General features: G+C 74.4%; 17 protein-coding genes. 9 read left to right on the top strand and 8 right to left on the bottom strand.

Annotation, left to right across the window (positions count from 1 at the left end; all coding sequences use genetic code 11):
• Positions 1–14 precede the first annotated feature (14 nt).
• The gene (locus tag ACRAKJ_RS40180) at positions 15–731 is read left to right on the top strand and encodes a zf-TFIIB domain-containing protein (protein ID WP_438922377.1); all 717 of its coding nucleotides are present in this window, start codon (positions 15–17) and stop codon (positions 729–731) included.
• Here the strand turns inward: ACRAKJ_RS40180 and ACRAKJ_RS40175 are convergent.
• Positions 728–1,849 carry a methyltransferase domain-containing protein gene (locus ACRAKJ_RS40175; protein WP_438922376.1) on the bottom strand — a complete coding sequence of 374 codons (1,122 nt, stop codon included), beginning with the start codon at positions 1,847–1,849 and terminating at the stop codon, positions 728–730. The genes ACRAKJ_RS40180 and ACRAKJ_RS40175 overlap by 4 nt on opposite strands.
• Before the next feature lie 111 nt (positions 1,850–1,960).
• Between ACRAKJ_RS40175 and ACRAKJ_RS40170 the strand changes: the two genes are divergently transcribed.
• The 5 genes from ACRAKJ_RS40170 to ACRAKJ_RS40150 all read left to right on the top strand — a co-directional run bounded on the left by ACRAKJ_RS40170 (position 1,961) and on the right by ACRAKJ_RS40150 (position 4,651).
• On the top strand, positions 1,961–2,335 hold the full coding sequence (locus ACRAKJ_RS40170; protein ID WP_438922375.1) for a helix-turn-helix domain-containing protein: 375 nt from the start codon (positions 1,961–1,963) through the stop codon (positions 2,333–2,335).
• A 5-nt stretch (positions 2,336–2,340) separates the two neighbouring features.
• Positions 2,341–3,036 (top strand): hypothetical protein, encoded by a 696-nt coding sequence (locus ACRAKJ_RS40165; RefSeq protein WP_438922374.1) that lies wholly within the window; start codon positions 2,341–2,343, stop codon positions 3,034–3,036.
• A 110-nt stretch (positions 3,037–3,146) separates the two neighbouring features.
• Positions 3,147–3,437 carry a DUF2516 family protein gene (locus ACRAKJ_RS40160; RefSeq protein WP_438922415.1) on the top strand — a complete coding sequence of 97 codons (291 nt, stop codon included), beginning with the start codon at positions 3,147–3,149 and terminating at the stop codon, positions 3,435–3,437.
• Positions 3,431–4,093 (top strand): alpha/beta fold hydrolase, encoded by a 663-nt coding sequence (locus ACRAKJ_RS40155; RefSeq protein WP_438922373.1) that lies wholly within the window; start codon positions 3,431–3,433, stop codon positions 4,091–4,093. Before ACRAKJ_RS40160 ends, ACRAKJ_RS40155 begins: the two co-directional genes overlap by 7 nt.
• 9 nt (positions 4,094–4,102) lie before the next feature.
• Positions 4,103–4,651, top strand: coding sequence for a type 1 glutamine amidotransferase domain-containing protein (locus ACRAKJ_RS40150; protein ID WP_438922372.1), 549 nt, complete (start codon positions 4,103–4,105; stop codon positions 4,649–4,651).
• 59 nt (positions 4,652–4,710) lie between these two features.
• Here ACRAKJ_RS40150 and ACRAKJ_RS40145 read toward each other — a convergent pair whose 3' ends face one another.
• A complete protein-coding gene (locus ACRAKJ_RS40145; protein WP_438922371.1) occupies positions 4,711–5,469 on the bottom strand; it encodes a TipAS antibiotic-recognition domain-containing protein in 759 nt (252 codons plus the stop codon).
• Positions 5,470–5,540: 71 nt separating this feature from the next.
• Between ACRAKJ_RS40145 and ACRAKJ_RS40140 the strand changes: the two genes are divergently transcribed.
• Positions 5,541–6,089 (top strand): YbaK/EbsC family protein, encoded by a 549-nt coding sequence (locus ACRAKJ_RS40140; RefSeq protein WP_438922370.1) that lies wholly within the window; start codon positions 5,541–5,543, stop codon positions 6,087–6,089.
• Here ACRAKJ_RS40140 and ACRAKJ_RS40135 read toward each other — a convergent pair.
• The 5 genes from ACRAKJ_RS40135 to ACRAKJ_RS40115 are packed head-to-tail and all read right to left on the bottom strand — an operon-like array spanning position 6,086 to position 10,103.
• Positions 6,086–7,156 carry an SLOG cluster 4 domain-containing protein gene (locus ACRAKJ_RS40135; protein WP_438922369.1) on the bottom strand — a complete coding sequence of 357 codons (1,071 nt, stop codon included), beginning with the start codon at positions 7,154–7,156 and terminating at the stop codon, positions 6,086–6,088. The two genes, ACRAKJ_RS40140 and ACRAKJ_RS40135, sit on opposite strands and share 4 nt — an antisense overlap.
• A gap of 34 nt (positions 7,157–7,190) precedes the next feature.
• A complete protein-coding gene (gene purU / locus ACRAKJ_RS40130) occupies positions 7,191–8,069 on the bottom strand; it encodes a formyltetrahydrofolate deformylase (RefSeq protein WP_438922368.1) in 879 nt (292 codons plus the stop codon).
• 12 nt (positions 8,070–8,081) lie between these two features.
• Positions 8,082–8,816 (bottom strand): maleylpyruvate isomerase N-terminal domain-containing protein, encoded by a 735-nt coding sequence (locus ACRAKJ_RS40125; RefSeq protein WP_438922367.1) that lies wholly within the window; start codon positions 8,814–8,816, stop codon positions 8,082–8,084.
• A 10-nt stretch (positions 8,817–8,826) separates the two neighbouring features.
• On the bottom strand, positions 8,827–9,630 hold the full coding sequence (locus ACRAKJ_RS40120; protein WP_438922366.1) for a class I SAM-dependent methyltransferase: 804 nt from the start codon (positions 9,628–9,630) through the stop codon (positions 8,827–8,829).
• A complete protein-coding gene (locus tag ACRAKJ_RS40115; protein ID WP_438922365.1) occupies positions 9,609–10,103 on the bottom strand; it encodes a DUF2505 domain-containing protein in 495 nt (164 codons plus the stop codon). The genes ACRAKJ_RS40120 and ACRAKJ_RS40115 overlap by 22 nt, the downstream gene beginning before the upstream one ends.
• On the opposite strand from ACRAKJ_RS40115, the gene ACRAKJ_RS40110 reads away from it, so the two are divergent.
• Positions 10,090–11,217, top strand: a complete 1,128-nt coding sequence (locus tag ACRAKJ_RS40110) for a UDP-N-acetylmuramate dehydrogenase (RefSeq protein WP_438922364.1) — start codon at positions 10,090–10,092, stop codon at positions 11,215–11,217. The genes ACRAKJ_RS40115 and ACRAKJ_RS40110 overlap by 14 nt on opposite strands.
• Before the next feature lie 103 nt (positions 11,218–11,320).
• Entirely contained in the window at positions 11,321–12,316 is a 996-nt protein-coding gene (locus ACRAKJ_RS40105) for a hypothetical protein (RefSeq protein WP_438922363.1), read from the top strand.
• On the opposite strand, the gene ACRAKJ_RS40100 is transcribed toward ACRAKJ_RS40105, so the two are convergent.
• A complete protein-coding gene (locus ACRAKJ_RS40100) occupies positions 12,270–13,001 on the bottom strand; it encodes an SDR family NAD(P)-dependent oxidoreductase (protein WP_438922362.1) in 732 nt (243 codons plus the stop codon). The two genes, ACRAKJ_RS40105 and ACRAKJ_RS40100, sit on opposite strands and share 47 nt — an antisense overlap.
• Between the last annotated feature and the right edge of the window lie 44 nt (positions 13,002–13,045).

Here is a 13,045-nt window from a genome sequence, read left to right as displayed (position 1 = left end):
GTACCCTCGAAGACGTGATCTGCCCGAAATGCCACGACCTGATGAGGACCATCAGCAGGGGGTCCGTGCACATCGAGCAGTGCGAGAGGTGCCACGGGGTCTTCCTCGACGGCGGCGAGCTGGAGCAGATCATCGCCGCCGAGCGGGCCCACTACGCGCTGCCGCACCAGGCGGCGGGTGCGCCGCCGCCCTACTCGCCGGTCCCGCACGGTCAGGTGCCCATGACGCCGGTGCCGATGACGCCCGTGCCGATGACCCCGGTGCCCATGACCCCGGTGACGTCGGTCCCGGTGGCGCAGGCGACCTCGGTGGTCCCGGTGCCGGAGGCGGTCGAGCAGCCGACGCAGCTCGCGCCCACCGCGCAGCCGGACCAAGGCCAAGGCCAGGACCAGGGCCAGGAGCGCGCGGACCAGCCGGACGAGCGGCCGGGCGACCCCGGTGACCGGGCCGGGCAGCCGGTGCCGGAACAGCAGGTGTCTGAACAGCCGGTTCCGGAACAGCCGGTGGTCGAGCAGCCGACGCAGGTCGCGCCCCCGCCCGCCGCGGAGCAGGGGCCGCCGCCGCCCTACCAGCCGCCGGCCGCGTACCAGCCCCCGCCCGGCGGTGCGGTGCCCGCCTACCAGCCCCCGCCCGGGAGCGCGCCCCCGCCGGCCGCGCACCCCGGGTACTACGCCCAACCGGGGTACCCGCCGCCGCGCCGGCGGAGCTTCCTCGAAGAGCTGCTCGACTAGAGCGACCAGGTCAGGTCGGTGCCGTCCAGCCGGAAGCGCTGCCCGTCCGGGCCCGCGGTGAACGCGAAGTGCTGCCGCCTCGGCTTGCCCAGCGTCTTCCACTGCCGGTAGGCGGCCTCGGCGACGTCCCACAGCGCGCGCGGGCCGCCCTGGTCGACCACCGCGCCCCGGTGGCGCGCCCACGAGCCGTCGGGGTGGACCAGGCGCACCGGGTCGCCGGCCACCGCCACGCCCGACAGCTCCAGCCCGGCGAAGAACTCGAAGCCGCTGGCCGGGTCCACGACGGCGCGCGCGGGCAGCAGGGTCGTCCGGGAGGTCCCCGCCGGCGCGGTCGCCGCCCCGACCAGCGGTTCCACCGCCCACGCCTGGTCGTGGGCGCGCAGCGGCATGAACCGGCCGTCCTCCGGCAGCACGCGGCCGGTCGCCACCCCGTCCCGCACGGTCAGCCGCACGAGGCCCGCGCCGATGGCCCGGGTGAACGTGGTCACGACGAGCCCGCCCGGCGCGGTCTGCTCCAGCCACGCGGTCGGCACCCGCGCCACCGCGCAGGTGCCGAGCACCCGGTCGTACGGGGCGCGCGGCGGGTGGCCCCGTTCGCCGTCGCCCTCCACGCACGTCGGGTGGTACCCGGCGGCGGTGAGCCGCGCCGTCGCCCTGGCCAGCACGCCGGGGTCCACGTCGATCGAGGTCACCGCGTCGTCGCCGAGCGCGTGGGCGAGCAGCGCGGCGTTGTAGCCGGTGCCGGTGCCGATCTCCAGCACGGTGTCGCCGGGCGCGGCGTCCAGCGCCTCCAGCATGATCGCCATGATCGTCGGCATGCTGGACGAGCTGGTGGGCACGCCGTGCACGGCACCGGTGGTGAGTGCTTGCTGCCACGCGCGGTCGTCGCCGTCGAGCTGGGTCACGCAGACCTGGTTCCGGTAGACCGCGGCCAGGTGGTCCGGGTGGTCCGCGGTGACCGCCTCCCACGCCCCGTCCGGGCGCTGGGCGAAGAAGCCCGGCAGGAACGCGTCCCTCGGGACCTGCCGAAACGCCGCGATCCAGTGCGGTGCGCGCAGCACGTTCACGGCGATGAGCGAGTCGACGAGCTCATCGCGGAGGTCTGCGGCGGGGTCCACGCCCCCACGGTAGCGCTGTGGGCGAGCACACGTGCCGATCGCTAGCAGCCCGCTTGCAACTGCTAGCACCCCCGGGTACCGTCGAATACGGATCGAGGAGGTGCCGCAAAGTTGGACAAGTCGATCGACGAGGCGGTGGCCGATCTCGGCCGCGGCATCGGCGAGTACATCCGCCAGCAGCGCAGCACCGCGAAGATCTCGCTGCGGCAGCTGGCCAAGCTCGCCGGCGTCTCCAACCCGTACCTCAGCCAGATCGAGCGGGGCCTGCGCAAGCCGAGCGCGGAGATCCTCCAGCAGATCGCCAAGGGTTTGAGGATCTCGGCCGAGGCGCTCTACGTCGAGGCCGGAATCCTGGAGCAGCGCGAGGGTGGGGCCCTGACCGACGCCATCGTCACCGCCCCGGACCTGACCGAGCGGCAGAAGCAGGTGCTGCTCGACGTGTACGAGTCGTTCCGGCGGGAGAACACCGCCGGTCAGGAGGAGTGAGTCCCATGCCGAACCTGCCCACCACCGAGGAACTGCGCAAGGCGGGCGAGCAGGCCGTGGCCGCCGCGCGCACCCCGCTGCTCGCCGCCCTGGGCGCCGGTGACCTGGCCGCGAAGGCCGTCATCGAGGCGCTCGGCAAGGCCCGCGAGCGCGCCGAGTCGGCGAAGACCGCCGCCGAGGCGGCCGACCTGAAGGACTTCCGCGACCGGCTCGACCCGGCCGAGCTGAAGAAGGTCGTCGACGCCTACACCCAGTCGGCGCTGAACCTCTACCAGTTCTTCGCCCAGCAGGGCGAGGAGGCGCTGGAGAAGCTGAGGACGCAGACCCAGCCGCAGCTCCAGAAGGCCCTGCACCAGGTCGAGGAGGCGGTCGAGGTCGCGCAGAAGCGCACCGGCGCCGCCGCCGCGGACGCCCGCGTGCTCGCCGACGACGTGCTCGGCAAGGTCACCCGCCGCACCCGCTCCGCCGGCGAGAAGGCCGCCGAGCAGGTCGAGGACGCCACCGAGAAGCTGGCCGAGGCCGTCGTCGAGGCCGGTGGCGAGGTCGCCCACGAGGTGCGCGCCACCACCCGCAAGGCGGCCACCCGGACCACCGCCGCCAAGCCCGCCGCGAAGCCCGCCACCCCGGCCAAGACCGCCGCCACCGGCACCGCGACCACGCGGTCGACCGCGGCGGGGAAGCCCGGCACCACCGGCAAGTGACCGCACCGAAACGGGGCGTCCCACCAGGGGCGCCCCGTTTCGGCTGTACCGGGAGCGCGCCGCGCACGTAGTCTGGGTGTGTGTTGCCCCCATTCCCGCCCTTCAGCCCGATGTACCTGGACTACTGGGTCATGTTCGCGGCGTACTACGCCGCGTTGGTCATGGGAGTGTTCGCGTTCGCGCACGCGCTCTCGCAGCGGGCCGACGCCTACACGGCGGCGGAGCGCATGACCAAGCCCGCGTGGCTCGGCATCACCGGCGGTGGCGCGTTCGCGCTGCTGCTGTTCCACCCCTTCTCGGCCGGCGCCATGTTCTGGCTCGCCGGCCTCGTCGCGGTCACCGTCTACGTCGTGGACGTGCGCCCGCGGCTCATCGAGGTCCAGCGCGGCCCGCGGTGGTGACCCACCGGGGCCACGGCTCCGGTCTTCCCGTCACCCTCGTCGGCCACGGCCTCGGTGCGACACCCGGTGAGGCGAGGCTGCCCGCCTCCGGCCTGCCGGGCACGAGGGTCGTGGTCACCCTCCCCTCCCACGGCGACGCGCCGGACGCCCCCGACGACTACTGGGACTACCGGCGGATCGCCGCCGACCTGCGCGGGGTCGCCCGCGAGACCGGGGCGACGCGCGCGATCGGCGTGTCCCTCACGGCGGGCGCCCTGCTCGCGCTGCTCGCCGACGAACCCGACGCGTTCGACCGGGTCGTGCTGCTGCTGCCCGCGGTGCTCGACGAGCCGCGACCGGCGCTCCCGCTCGACGACGTGGTCGACTCCGTGGGCGGCCCGCCGGACCACCGGGCCCGGCGTCGGGCGGCGTTCACCCGGCTGCGCGGCGCGCTCGACCGGCTCCCCGGGCAGGTCGCGGTACCCGACCGCGCCGCCCTGGCCCGGGTCACCGCCCCGGTGCTGGTGATCGGCGCGACCGAAGACCCGCTGCACCCGGAGGAGGTCGCGAAGCAGGTCGCCGCCGCGTTCCCGAACGGCCGGCTGGAGCTGGTGCCGTCCTGGTTGACGCACCGCGGTGACGTGCGCGCGTGGTTGGCCGACTTCCTGCACGGGTAGCCGAAGGCCATGGCCGAACAGAAGAAGATCGCGTTCCTGGTCAGCTCGGAGGGCATCGAGCAGGCGGAGCTGACCGATCCCTGGCAGCACGTCGAGAAGGCCGGTGCGGTGCCCAGGCTGCTCGCGCCGGAGCTCGGTGAGGTCCAGGCGTTCCACCACCTCACGCCCGCCGACCGGTTCACCGTCGACCTCACGTTCGCCCAGGCCGACCCGCACGACTACGACGGCGTGGTGATCCCGGGCGGGGTCGCGAACTCCGACTTCATCCGGATGGACGCCGACGCGGTCGGGTTCGTGAAGCGGTTCGTCGAGGCGGGCAAGCCGGTCGCCTCGATCTGCCACGGCCCGTGGCTGCTGGTCGAGGCCGACGTGGTGCGCGGCAAGATGCTCACCTCGTGGCCGAGCCTGGCGACCGACATCCGCAACGCGGGCGGCGACTGGGCGGACGAGGAGGTCCGCGTCTGCGACATGAACGGCTGGACGCTCGTGACCAGCCGCAACCCCGACGACCTGCCCGCGTTCAACCGCGAGGCGCTCAAGGCGTTCGGGCTCCAGTAGGAACACCGGGGTGACCGACCGCGGGGATGTGCACCTCCCCGCGGTCACCCCTCACCCGGCTACAGCCGGGCCCGCGCGTACGCGGCCACGGCGTCGCGGACGTACTCGGCGAAGCCCTCGGCGTGCGCGTCGAACCGCGCCTTGAAGTCCGGCGCGTCCACGTACAGCCGCCCCAGACCGGTGTAGGACTCCCGGTCCGGCGTCCAGCTCCGGCACAACCACGCGTGGTGCCGGTCGGTCACCTCCAGCGCCCGCGGCGAGTCGGGCGCGACGCCCGCGTCGAACAGCTCCGCGAACGCGGCCTCGATCCCGCGCCACTCGGCCGTGAACCCGTCGGCGTCGGCCTTCGTCCACGACCGCATCCGCTGCCTGCTCTCGTCGACGTGCGCCTGCGCGCCCTCGCCGCAGCGCTCCACCAGCTCCGCCTCGTAGCGGGCCTGCCGGTCGGCGTCGAACCCCTCGAACAGCTCTTCCACCTTCATGCGACCACCTCCTTCCAGTTCCTCGATCGTCCGGGAGACGGTCCGGGCCAGGGCCGCCAGCCGCTCCTGCTCCGCCGCCAGCCACCGCGCGTGGGTGCGCAGCACGTCGACGGTCGCGTGCCGCCCGTCCAGGACCTCGGCCACGGTGTCCAGGCCGAGCCCCAGGTCGCGCAGCAGCAGGACCCGCTGGAGCCGGAGCAGCTGCTCGCGCTCGTAGTACCGGTGGCCGTTGCCGCCGGTCCACGCCGGTGCGAGCAGACCGATCGCGTCGTAGTGCCGCAGCGTCCGCGACGTCACCCCCGACATCCGCGCGACCTGCGCGATCGACCAGGCCATTCCCGCCTCCCTCCCTGCCCGGACGACGCTAGGGGTTGACGCTGCGTCAACGTCAAGCCGCGTTTGGCAGGATGGTCGACGTGTGGACCATCGCCGGAACCCTGAGCCCCGTGCCCGCCCTCGACCGGCTCGACCTGGTCGCCGACCCGGTGGCGGTGGCGCTGCGGGCGATGGCCGACGCGGACCGGCTCGCGGTGGCGGAGATCGACGCCTCGCTGGCCGACACCGCCGAGTTCTGCGCGCACTACGGCGTGCCGCTGTCGGCGTCGGCGAACTGCGTGGTCGTCGCGGGCAAGCGCGGCGACGCGGTCCGGTACGCGGCGTGCGTCGTGCTCGCGACCACGCGGGCGGACGTGAACGGGGTCGTGCGCAAGCGGCTGGACGCGCGCAAGGCGTCGTTCGCGCCGATGGACGAGGCGGTGTCGCTGTCCGGCATGGAGCACGGCGGCATCACGCCCGTCGGCCTGCCCGCGGACTGGCCGGTGCTGCTCTCGCCCGAGGTGGCCGCCGCGCCGGAGCTGATCATCGGCGGCGGCGTGCGGGGCAGCAAGCTGCTGGTGCCGGGCGACGTGCTGGCGAAGCTGCCGGGCGCCGAGGTCGTCGAGGGCCTGGCCCGCTAGGCGTCCGCGTACTCGCGCAGGAAGGCGACCGCCTCGTCCTGGTCGTCGGTGACCAGGACCCAGCGCTCCGCCTCGCGCCCGCGCGCCAACCGCTGCACGAGAGGTGCGGCGGGCACCTCGTCCACCCAGAAGTCCCGGCCCAGGAACACCATCGGCGCGGCCGGGCCGACCGAGCCGTAGTGGTTCTGGCAGTAGTCCTGGAAGACCTCCTGCACGGTGCCCGCGCTGCCCGGCGTGTAGACGATCCCGCCGGTGGCGATGGTGAGCAGGCCGTCCTCGCGCACCGAGTTCGCGAAGTACTTGGCGTGCAGCTCGCACGCCGGGTTCGGCGGCTCGTGCCCGTAGAACCAGGTGGGGATGCCGATCGTGCGCGGCCGTCCCGCCACCGGCAGGTCGGTCGGGAAGGCGGCCAGCCAGCGGCCGACGGACTCGGCGTCGTGGCCGAACCCGGGCACCTTCGCGAGGTCCTTGAGCACGCCGTCGTCCACGCCGACCCGCACGCCCAGCGGCACGGCCTCCATCACGCCGGGCCCGCCGCCGGTCAGCACGGTGAACCCGGCCTCGCCGAGACCCGCGCCCAGGGCCGCCGCCCGCCGGTAGCCGTCGGTGCCGCGCGCCACGGCGTGCCCGCCCATCACGGCGACGGGGCGCTCGGGCAGCGCGTCGGCCAGCGCCTCGGTGATCGCGTGGTCGTGCAACCGCTCGGCCAGCGCGTGCAGCGGGTCCGGGTTGTGCCCCTGTGCCCGGCTGTGCCGGTAGGTCCGGGCGTCCGGCGTGTCCGCGTAGGACGCGGGGTCGTCGGGGTCGAAGCCCGCGAACAGCTCGGCCGGGGTGTAGAGCCGCGACCGGTACACGTCGTACGGCAGGTCCGGGATGGCGGGGAACACCAGCGCCCCGGCCGCCGCCGCCCGCCGCTGGCCGACCGGCGACAACGCGCAGCCGAGGAACAGCGCGCCGTCCACCGGCGCCCGCAGGTCGACGCCGGTCAGGTCCAGGCCGACCAGGACGGCGCCCCGCAGGTCACCCGCGGCGAGGACCCGGTCGAGGTCGGTGTACTCGGTGCGCACCGCGGCAGCCTACGTCCCGGCCGCGCGGCGGGGCTCAGAAGATGACCGTGCGGGTGCCGTGCACCAGCACCCGGTCCTCCAGGTGCCACCGCAGGCCGCGCGCCAGGACGACCTTCTCGATGTCCCGGCCCTTGCGGACCATGTCCGGCACCGAGTCGTCGTGGTCCACCCGGATCACGTCCTGCTCGATGATCGGCCCCTGGTCGAGCTCGGCCGTCACGTAGTGGCACGTCGCGCCGACGAGCTTCACCCCGCGCAGGTGCGCCTGGTGGTACGGCCGCGCGCCGATGAACGACGGCAGGAAGCTGTGGTGGATGTTCAGCGCCCGCCCGGCCCAGTCCGCGCACAGCTCGGTCGGCAGGACCTGCATGAACCGCGCCAGTACCACGGCGTGCGGGTCGTGCGCGTCCACGAGCTGCCGCAGCTGCGCGAACGACGCCCGCTTGCCCTCCGGGTCGTTGGCCGGGAACGGCACGTGGTGGAACGGGATGCCGTGCGCGCGGGTGATGCCGGCCAGGTCGGCGTGGTTGCCGATGACCGCGGCGACCTCGACGTCCAGCTCGTGCGAGGCGACCCGGCCGAGCAGGTCGTACAGGCAGTGCCCCTCCTTGGACACGAGGATCACCACGCGCCGCTTCTCGCCGGTGTCGCCCACCCGCCACGACCCGGGCGTCGCGCCCAGGTCCCGCGCCACCACCGCGAACCGGGACCGCAGCTCGTCCACGTCGAACGGCAGCGAGTCCGCGCGCACCTCCTGGCGGGTGAAGAACCAGTTCGTGGCGGGGTCGGTGTGGTACGCCGCCTCGACGATCCACCCGCCGTGCTCCGCCAGGAACGAGGAGATCCCCGCCACGATGCCGGTGCGGTCGGGGCAGCCGAAGGTGATCACGAAGCGTCGTTCGGGGAGAGGCACGCCCGGAAGTATCTACGGTCGGGGCAGCGAATCCAGCAGCGACCTGTCACCCGATGCGATGGCCCCGCTCGGCCGGCCCCACACCGCCCGGTACAGCGCGTCGGCCGTGCCGGCCAGCACGAAGTCCTCGTCGGTGCCCGAGTCGGTGACCGGCCCGACGGCCGGCGGCTCGCCGGGGGTGAGCCGCACCTCCCACGTGCGGCCCGCGTCGGCGGCGTGGAACAGCAGCCGCCCGGCCCGGTCGACCGGCTTGCGCCCGGCCATGTACGGCGAGAGCACGCCCAGCAGCTCGTCCACGCCGTCGGCGGCGAACTCCACGTCGAACAGCAGCGACGGCACCTCGCCGCCGTGCAGCGCGTGCTCGGCGTCCAGGCGGTGGATCGCGGTCTCGTGCGCCTGCCGGCGGGACCAGAACGCGAACGTCCCCGGCCCGGTCATCGTCCAGGCCGGCGTGTTGGACGTGGTGCCCGCCAGGGTGTCGGCCAGCTCGGTGACCCGCGCGGTCCACCAGTCCAGCAGCTCCGACCAGCCGGCGGGGCGCTCGTCGAACTGCGGCCGCTCACCGTCCGGCGGCGTGGCCAGGGCCTTCAGGGTCCACGAGTGCGTGCGACCCAGGTGGTCGACCAGGTCCTTGACCGTCCACCCCGGGCAGGTCGGCACCGGCGCGTCCGGCCCGGCGGCCTCGGCCGCGGCGCGCAGCGCGGTGTACTCGGTCCTGAGGTGCTCCACGAAGTCCGCGTGATCCACACCGCACACCCTAGGGACTCACCGCGTCCCAGCGCACCGTGACCTCGCCGAGCCGCCACCGCCGCCGGTCGTCCAGCACGGGCCAGCCGCGGCCCGCGAACAGCCGCACCGCCTCCACCCAGCGGGCGCGCGGCCCGTACGGCGCGAACGGCGCGGCGGTGGCCCAGCACGCGTCCAGCTCGCCCAACAGGGCGTGCACCCGCTCACCGGGCACGTTGTGGTGGATCAACGCCTTCGGCAGCCGTTCGGCCAGGTCGGACGGCGCCTCCAGGTCGGCGGGCAGGCAGGACAGCGTGAACGTGCGCGGACCGCCCGCGTCCAGCGCCACCCAGCAGCAGCGGCGGCCGATCTCGTCGCACGTGCCCTCGACCAGCACCCCGCCCGGTGCGAGCCGGCCCAGCATCGTCGCCCACGCCTCGGCGGCCTGCTCCTCGGTGTACTGCCGCAGCACGTTGAACGCGCGCAGCAGCACCGGCCGGGCGCCCGCCAGCTCGAACCCGCCGCGCCGGAAGTCCAGCCGGGGCGGGTCGGCGACCTCCTTGCCCGCGGCGACCCGTTCGGCGTCCAGTTCCAGCCCGAGCACGCGCACGCCCGGGTTCACCGCGCGCAGCCGCGCGGCCAGCTCGACGGTGGTGACCGGGGACGAGCCGTAGCCGAGGTCCACCACCAGCGGGTCCCCGTCGAGGAGCAGGTCGCGGTGGGCGTGCGCCACCCACCGGTCGACCCGGCGCAGGCGGTTCGGGTTGGTCGTGCCCCTGGTGGGCAGGCCGAGCGCGCGGGCCCGGCCCGCGGCTAGGCGCGGCGTGCGAGCCATTCGGCGGTGAACCCGCTCTCCTTGTCGAGCAGCACGGCGACCTGTTCGGCGATCAGCGCCTCGACCTTGCCGCCCACGAACGGGATGCCGACCTTGGCCTGGCCGACGAGGGTCATCTCACTCCCGGAGCCGGTGTCGGCGAGCGTGATGGTGCCCTCCAGGCGGCCCGGCACGCCGTTGAGGAGGCCCTCGATGGTGCCGGTGAGGCCCGCCTCGGTCCACGTCTCGGTGCGCGTGATCACCAGGTCGCCGCCGAGCACGCCGCGGGCGAACGACGGCAGGTGCTCCGCCGCCACGCCCTGCTTGAGCTGGTACGTCGTGCTCCGGTCCGTCTTCGCGAACGCGACCAGCTCGGCGTCCCGGCCGCCCAGGACGGCCAGGCGGTCCCGCAGGTACCCCTCGTCGACGAGGGCGGCGTACACCTCCGCCGCAGGTCGTGGTGACGTCGTTCGGTGCTCGATGCGGCGTGCCATGGCGCGGAGGCTACCGTTGACGCCCGTGACCACCCCGCTGTCCAGTGCTCAGGTGCGCGCCAGGGTGCCGCTCGCCGAGTGCACCACGCTACGGCTCGGTGGCCCGGCCGCGCGGTTCACGCGCGCCACCACAGCCGCCGAGCTCGTCGAGACCGTCCGCGCCCTGGACGCCGCCGGTGACCCCGTGCTGCTCCTCGGGGGCGGGTCGAACCTGGTGGTCGCCGACGCCGGGTTCGCGGGCACCGTCGTGCAGGTCGGCACGTCCGGCCGCCGCCTCGACCCGCTCGGCGACGGCCTCGTGCAGCTCACCGTCGAGGCGGGCGAGGACTGGGACTCGGTCGTCGCCGAGGCCGTCGGGCAGGGCCTGGGCGGGCTGGAGTGCCTGTCCGGCATCCCCGGCCTGGTCGGCGCGACGCCCGTGCAGAACGTCGGCGCGTACGGCGTCGAGATCTCCCAGGTGCTGACCTCCATCGACCTGCTCGACCGCCGCACGGGTCGCGTGCAGCAGATGTCCGCCGACGGCCTCGGCCTCGCCTACCGCACGTCCGTCCTGAAGGGAACGGACCGCGCGGTCGTGCTGCGCGCCCGCTTCGCCCTCACCGCGGGCGGCCAGTCCGCCCCGATCCGCTACGCCGAGCTGGCCCGCGTCCTGGGCGTCGCGCAGGGCGACCGGGTGCCCGTGGACGCGGCCCGCGCGGCCGTCCTCGACCTGCGGCGCGGCAAGGGCATGGTGCTCGACCCGGCCGACCACGACACGTGGAGCGCGGGCTCGTTCTTCACCAACCCGCTGCTGGACGACTCGACGCTGGCCGGTGTGCTGATCCGGGTCGCCGAGCGCCTCGGGCCGCACGTCGACGTGCCGACCTACCCGGCGGGCGCCGGGTTCGCCAAGCTGTCGGCCGCGTGGCTGATCGAGCGGGCCGGGTTCGCGCGCGGTCACGCCGGGCACCGCGTGGCGCTGTCGTCGAAGCACACGCTGGCGCTGACCAACCGGGGCGGGGCGTCCACCGAGGACCTGCTCGACCTGGCCCGCGAGGTGCGCGACGGGGTGCGTTCGGCGTTCGGCGTGGAGCTGCACCCGGAGCCGGTGATGGTGGGCTGCGAACTGGGGTGACGCGCCGCCACCGGACAGGCTCAACGGCCGAACGGGTGACTCCGTGTGACGAAAGCTCACTCCGCGCGTTTCATGGTGGTAGAGGCACCTGTTGGAGGTCGTCATGGCCTACCCGGACGACGAGCGCGCGGCCGTCAGACCGATCAAGAGGCTGGTCGAGGACGACTTCCTGGGCCGGCCGGGCGTGGTGGGCGTGGACCTCGGCGAGAAGGTCGTCCGCGGCCGGGTGACGGGTGAGCTGGCGATCGTCGTGTACGTGCGGCGCAAGGGCCCGGCCGCGCAGTTCACGATCCCGCCGGACGTGCTGGGCGTGCCCACGGACGTGGTGCAGGACGCGTTCTCGCCGCACCACACCATCGCCTCGTCGGAGGGCGTGAACGGCGCGGAGCGGCACGAGGAGCTGGTCGGCGGCATCGGGATCGGGCCCAGCCGGGCGATCCGGTTCGTGCCGCCGGACGTGGCCGTGGTGGACGACTACGTCGTCGCGGGCACGCTGGGCGCGCTGGTCACGCCGCGCCGCCGGCGGATGGTGATGGCGCTGACCTCGTTCCACGTGGCCTGCGTGGACGACGCGTGGGCGGTCGGCGACCCGATGGTGCACCCGTCCCGGGTGGACGGCGGGCACCCCGTGCGCGACCGGGTGGGCGCGTTGGCGCGGGCCGCGCTGTCCGGCCGGGTGGACGCCGCCGCGATCATGCTGACCCGGGCGCGGGCGCGGCCGGAGGTCCTGGGGCTGGGGCCGGTGCTGGGCGCGGGCGCGGCGGTGGTCGGGCAGCGGGTGCGCAAGCGCGGTCGCACGACGGCCGCCACGGTGGGCGTGGTCGCGTCCACGGACGCGGCGATCACGCTGGACTTCGGCGTCGGGCTCGGCGTGCGGACCCTGCGCGACCAGATCCGGATCGAGACGCCCCGGTTCGCCGACCACGGCGACTCCGGGGCGGTGCTGCTCGACGACGCCAACCTGGTCGTGGGCCTCTACTGCGGCGGGAGCCCGGACCGGGGGTTCGCGAACCCCGTCGGCCCGGTGCTCGACCAGCTCGACGTGGACCTGCTCACCCCCGGTGCACGCGGGACGCCGACGCCTGGGCGCGGGGCTTGAGCTCGATCCGGTCCAGGTTGACGTGCGACGGCCGGGTGACCGCGAACGCGATGACGTCGGCCACGTCGTCCGCGGTCAGCGGGACCACGCCCTGGTAGACGGCGGCGGCGCGGGTGGTGTCGCCGTCGAAGCGGTTGACCGAGAAGTCCGTCTCGACCATGCCCGGCAGGATTTCGGTGACCCGCACGGGCTGCCCGAGCAGCTCGCCGCGCAGGGTGCGGTGCAGCGCCGACTGGGCGTGCTTGGCCGAGGTGTAGCCGGAGCCGTTGTCGTACGCCTCGAACGCGGCGACCGAGGTCACGGTGACGATGTGGCCGTCGCCGGAGTCGACGAGCTTCGGCAGCAGGCCCTTGGTCAGGCGGAGCGTGCCGAGGACGTTCGTCTCCCACATCCAGCGCCAGTGGTCCTCGTCGGCCTCGGCGACGCTCGCCAGGCCGCGCGCCCCGCCCGCGTTGTTGACCAGCACCTTCGCCGACGGGACGGCGTCGAGGAACGCCGCGACGGAAGAAGCGGACGTGACGTCCAGTTCAATCGCGGTCCCGTCCACCTCGGCCGCGATAGTCTTGAGGAGGTCCAACCGCCGGGCGCCCAGCACCACGTGGAAGCCCTCGGTGGCGAGCCTGCGGGCGGTGGCCTCACCGATTCCCGCGCTGGCTCCGGTCACGACTGCGATAGGACGGTTCACGACACCGATCCTAGGTGTGTGACACAGGTCACTTGCACCGAAAG

Source organism: Saccharothrix sp. DSM 118769, from assembly GCF_052936295.1.
Note: the sequence above shows the minus strand (reverse complement) of the source record. Positions and strands in the feature narration are given on the sequence as shown.

Bases quoted from the DNA above. Each gene is read 5' to 3' on its own strand.
- ACRAKJ_RS40140 (WP_438922370.1), top strand. From the start codon at position 5,541: ATGGTCGACGTGTGGACCATCGCCGGAACCCTGAGCCCCGTGCCCGCC.
- ACRAKJ_RS40120 (WP_438922366.1), bottom strand. From the start codon at position 9,630: ATGGCTCGCACGCCGCGCCTAGCCGCGGGCCGGGCCCGCGCGCTCGGC.
- ACRAKJ_RS40110 (WP_438922364.1), top strand. From the start codon at position 10,090: ATGCGGCGTGCCATGGCGCGGAGGCTACCGTTGACGCCCGTGACCACC.
- ACRAKJ_RS40160 (WP_438922415.1), top strand. From the start codon at position 3,147: ATGTACCTGGACTACTGGGTCATGTTCGCGGCGTACTACGCCGCGTTG.
- ACRAKJ_RS40150 (WP_438922372.1), top strand. From the start codon at position 4,103: ATGGCCGAACAGAAGAAGATCGCGTTCCTGGTCAGCTCGGAGGGCATC.
- ACRAKJ_RS40105 (WP_438922363.1), top strand. From the start codon at position 11,321: ATGGCCTACCCGGACGACGAGCGCGCGGCCGTCAGACCGATCAAGAGG.
- ACRAKJ_RS40165 (WP_438922374.1), top strand. From the start codon at position 2,341: ATGCCGAACCTGCCCACCACCGAGGAACTGCGCAAGGCGGGCGAGCAG.
- ACRAKJ_RS40145 (WP_438922371.1), bottom strand. From the start codon at position 5,469: ATGGCCTGGTCGATCGCGCAGGTCGCGCGGATGTCGGGGGTGACGTCG.
- ACRAKJ_RS40115 (WP_438922365.1), bottom strand. From the start codon at position 10,103: ATGGCACGCCGCATCGAGCACCGAACGACGTCACCACGACCTGCGGCG.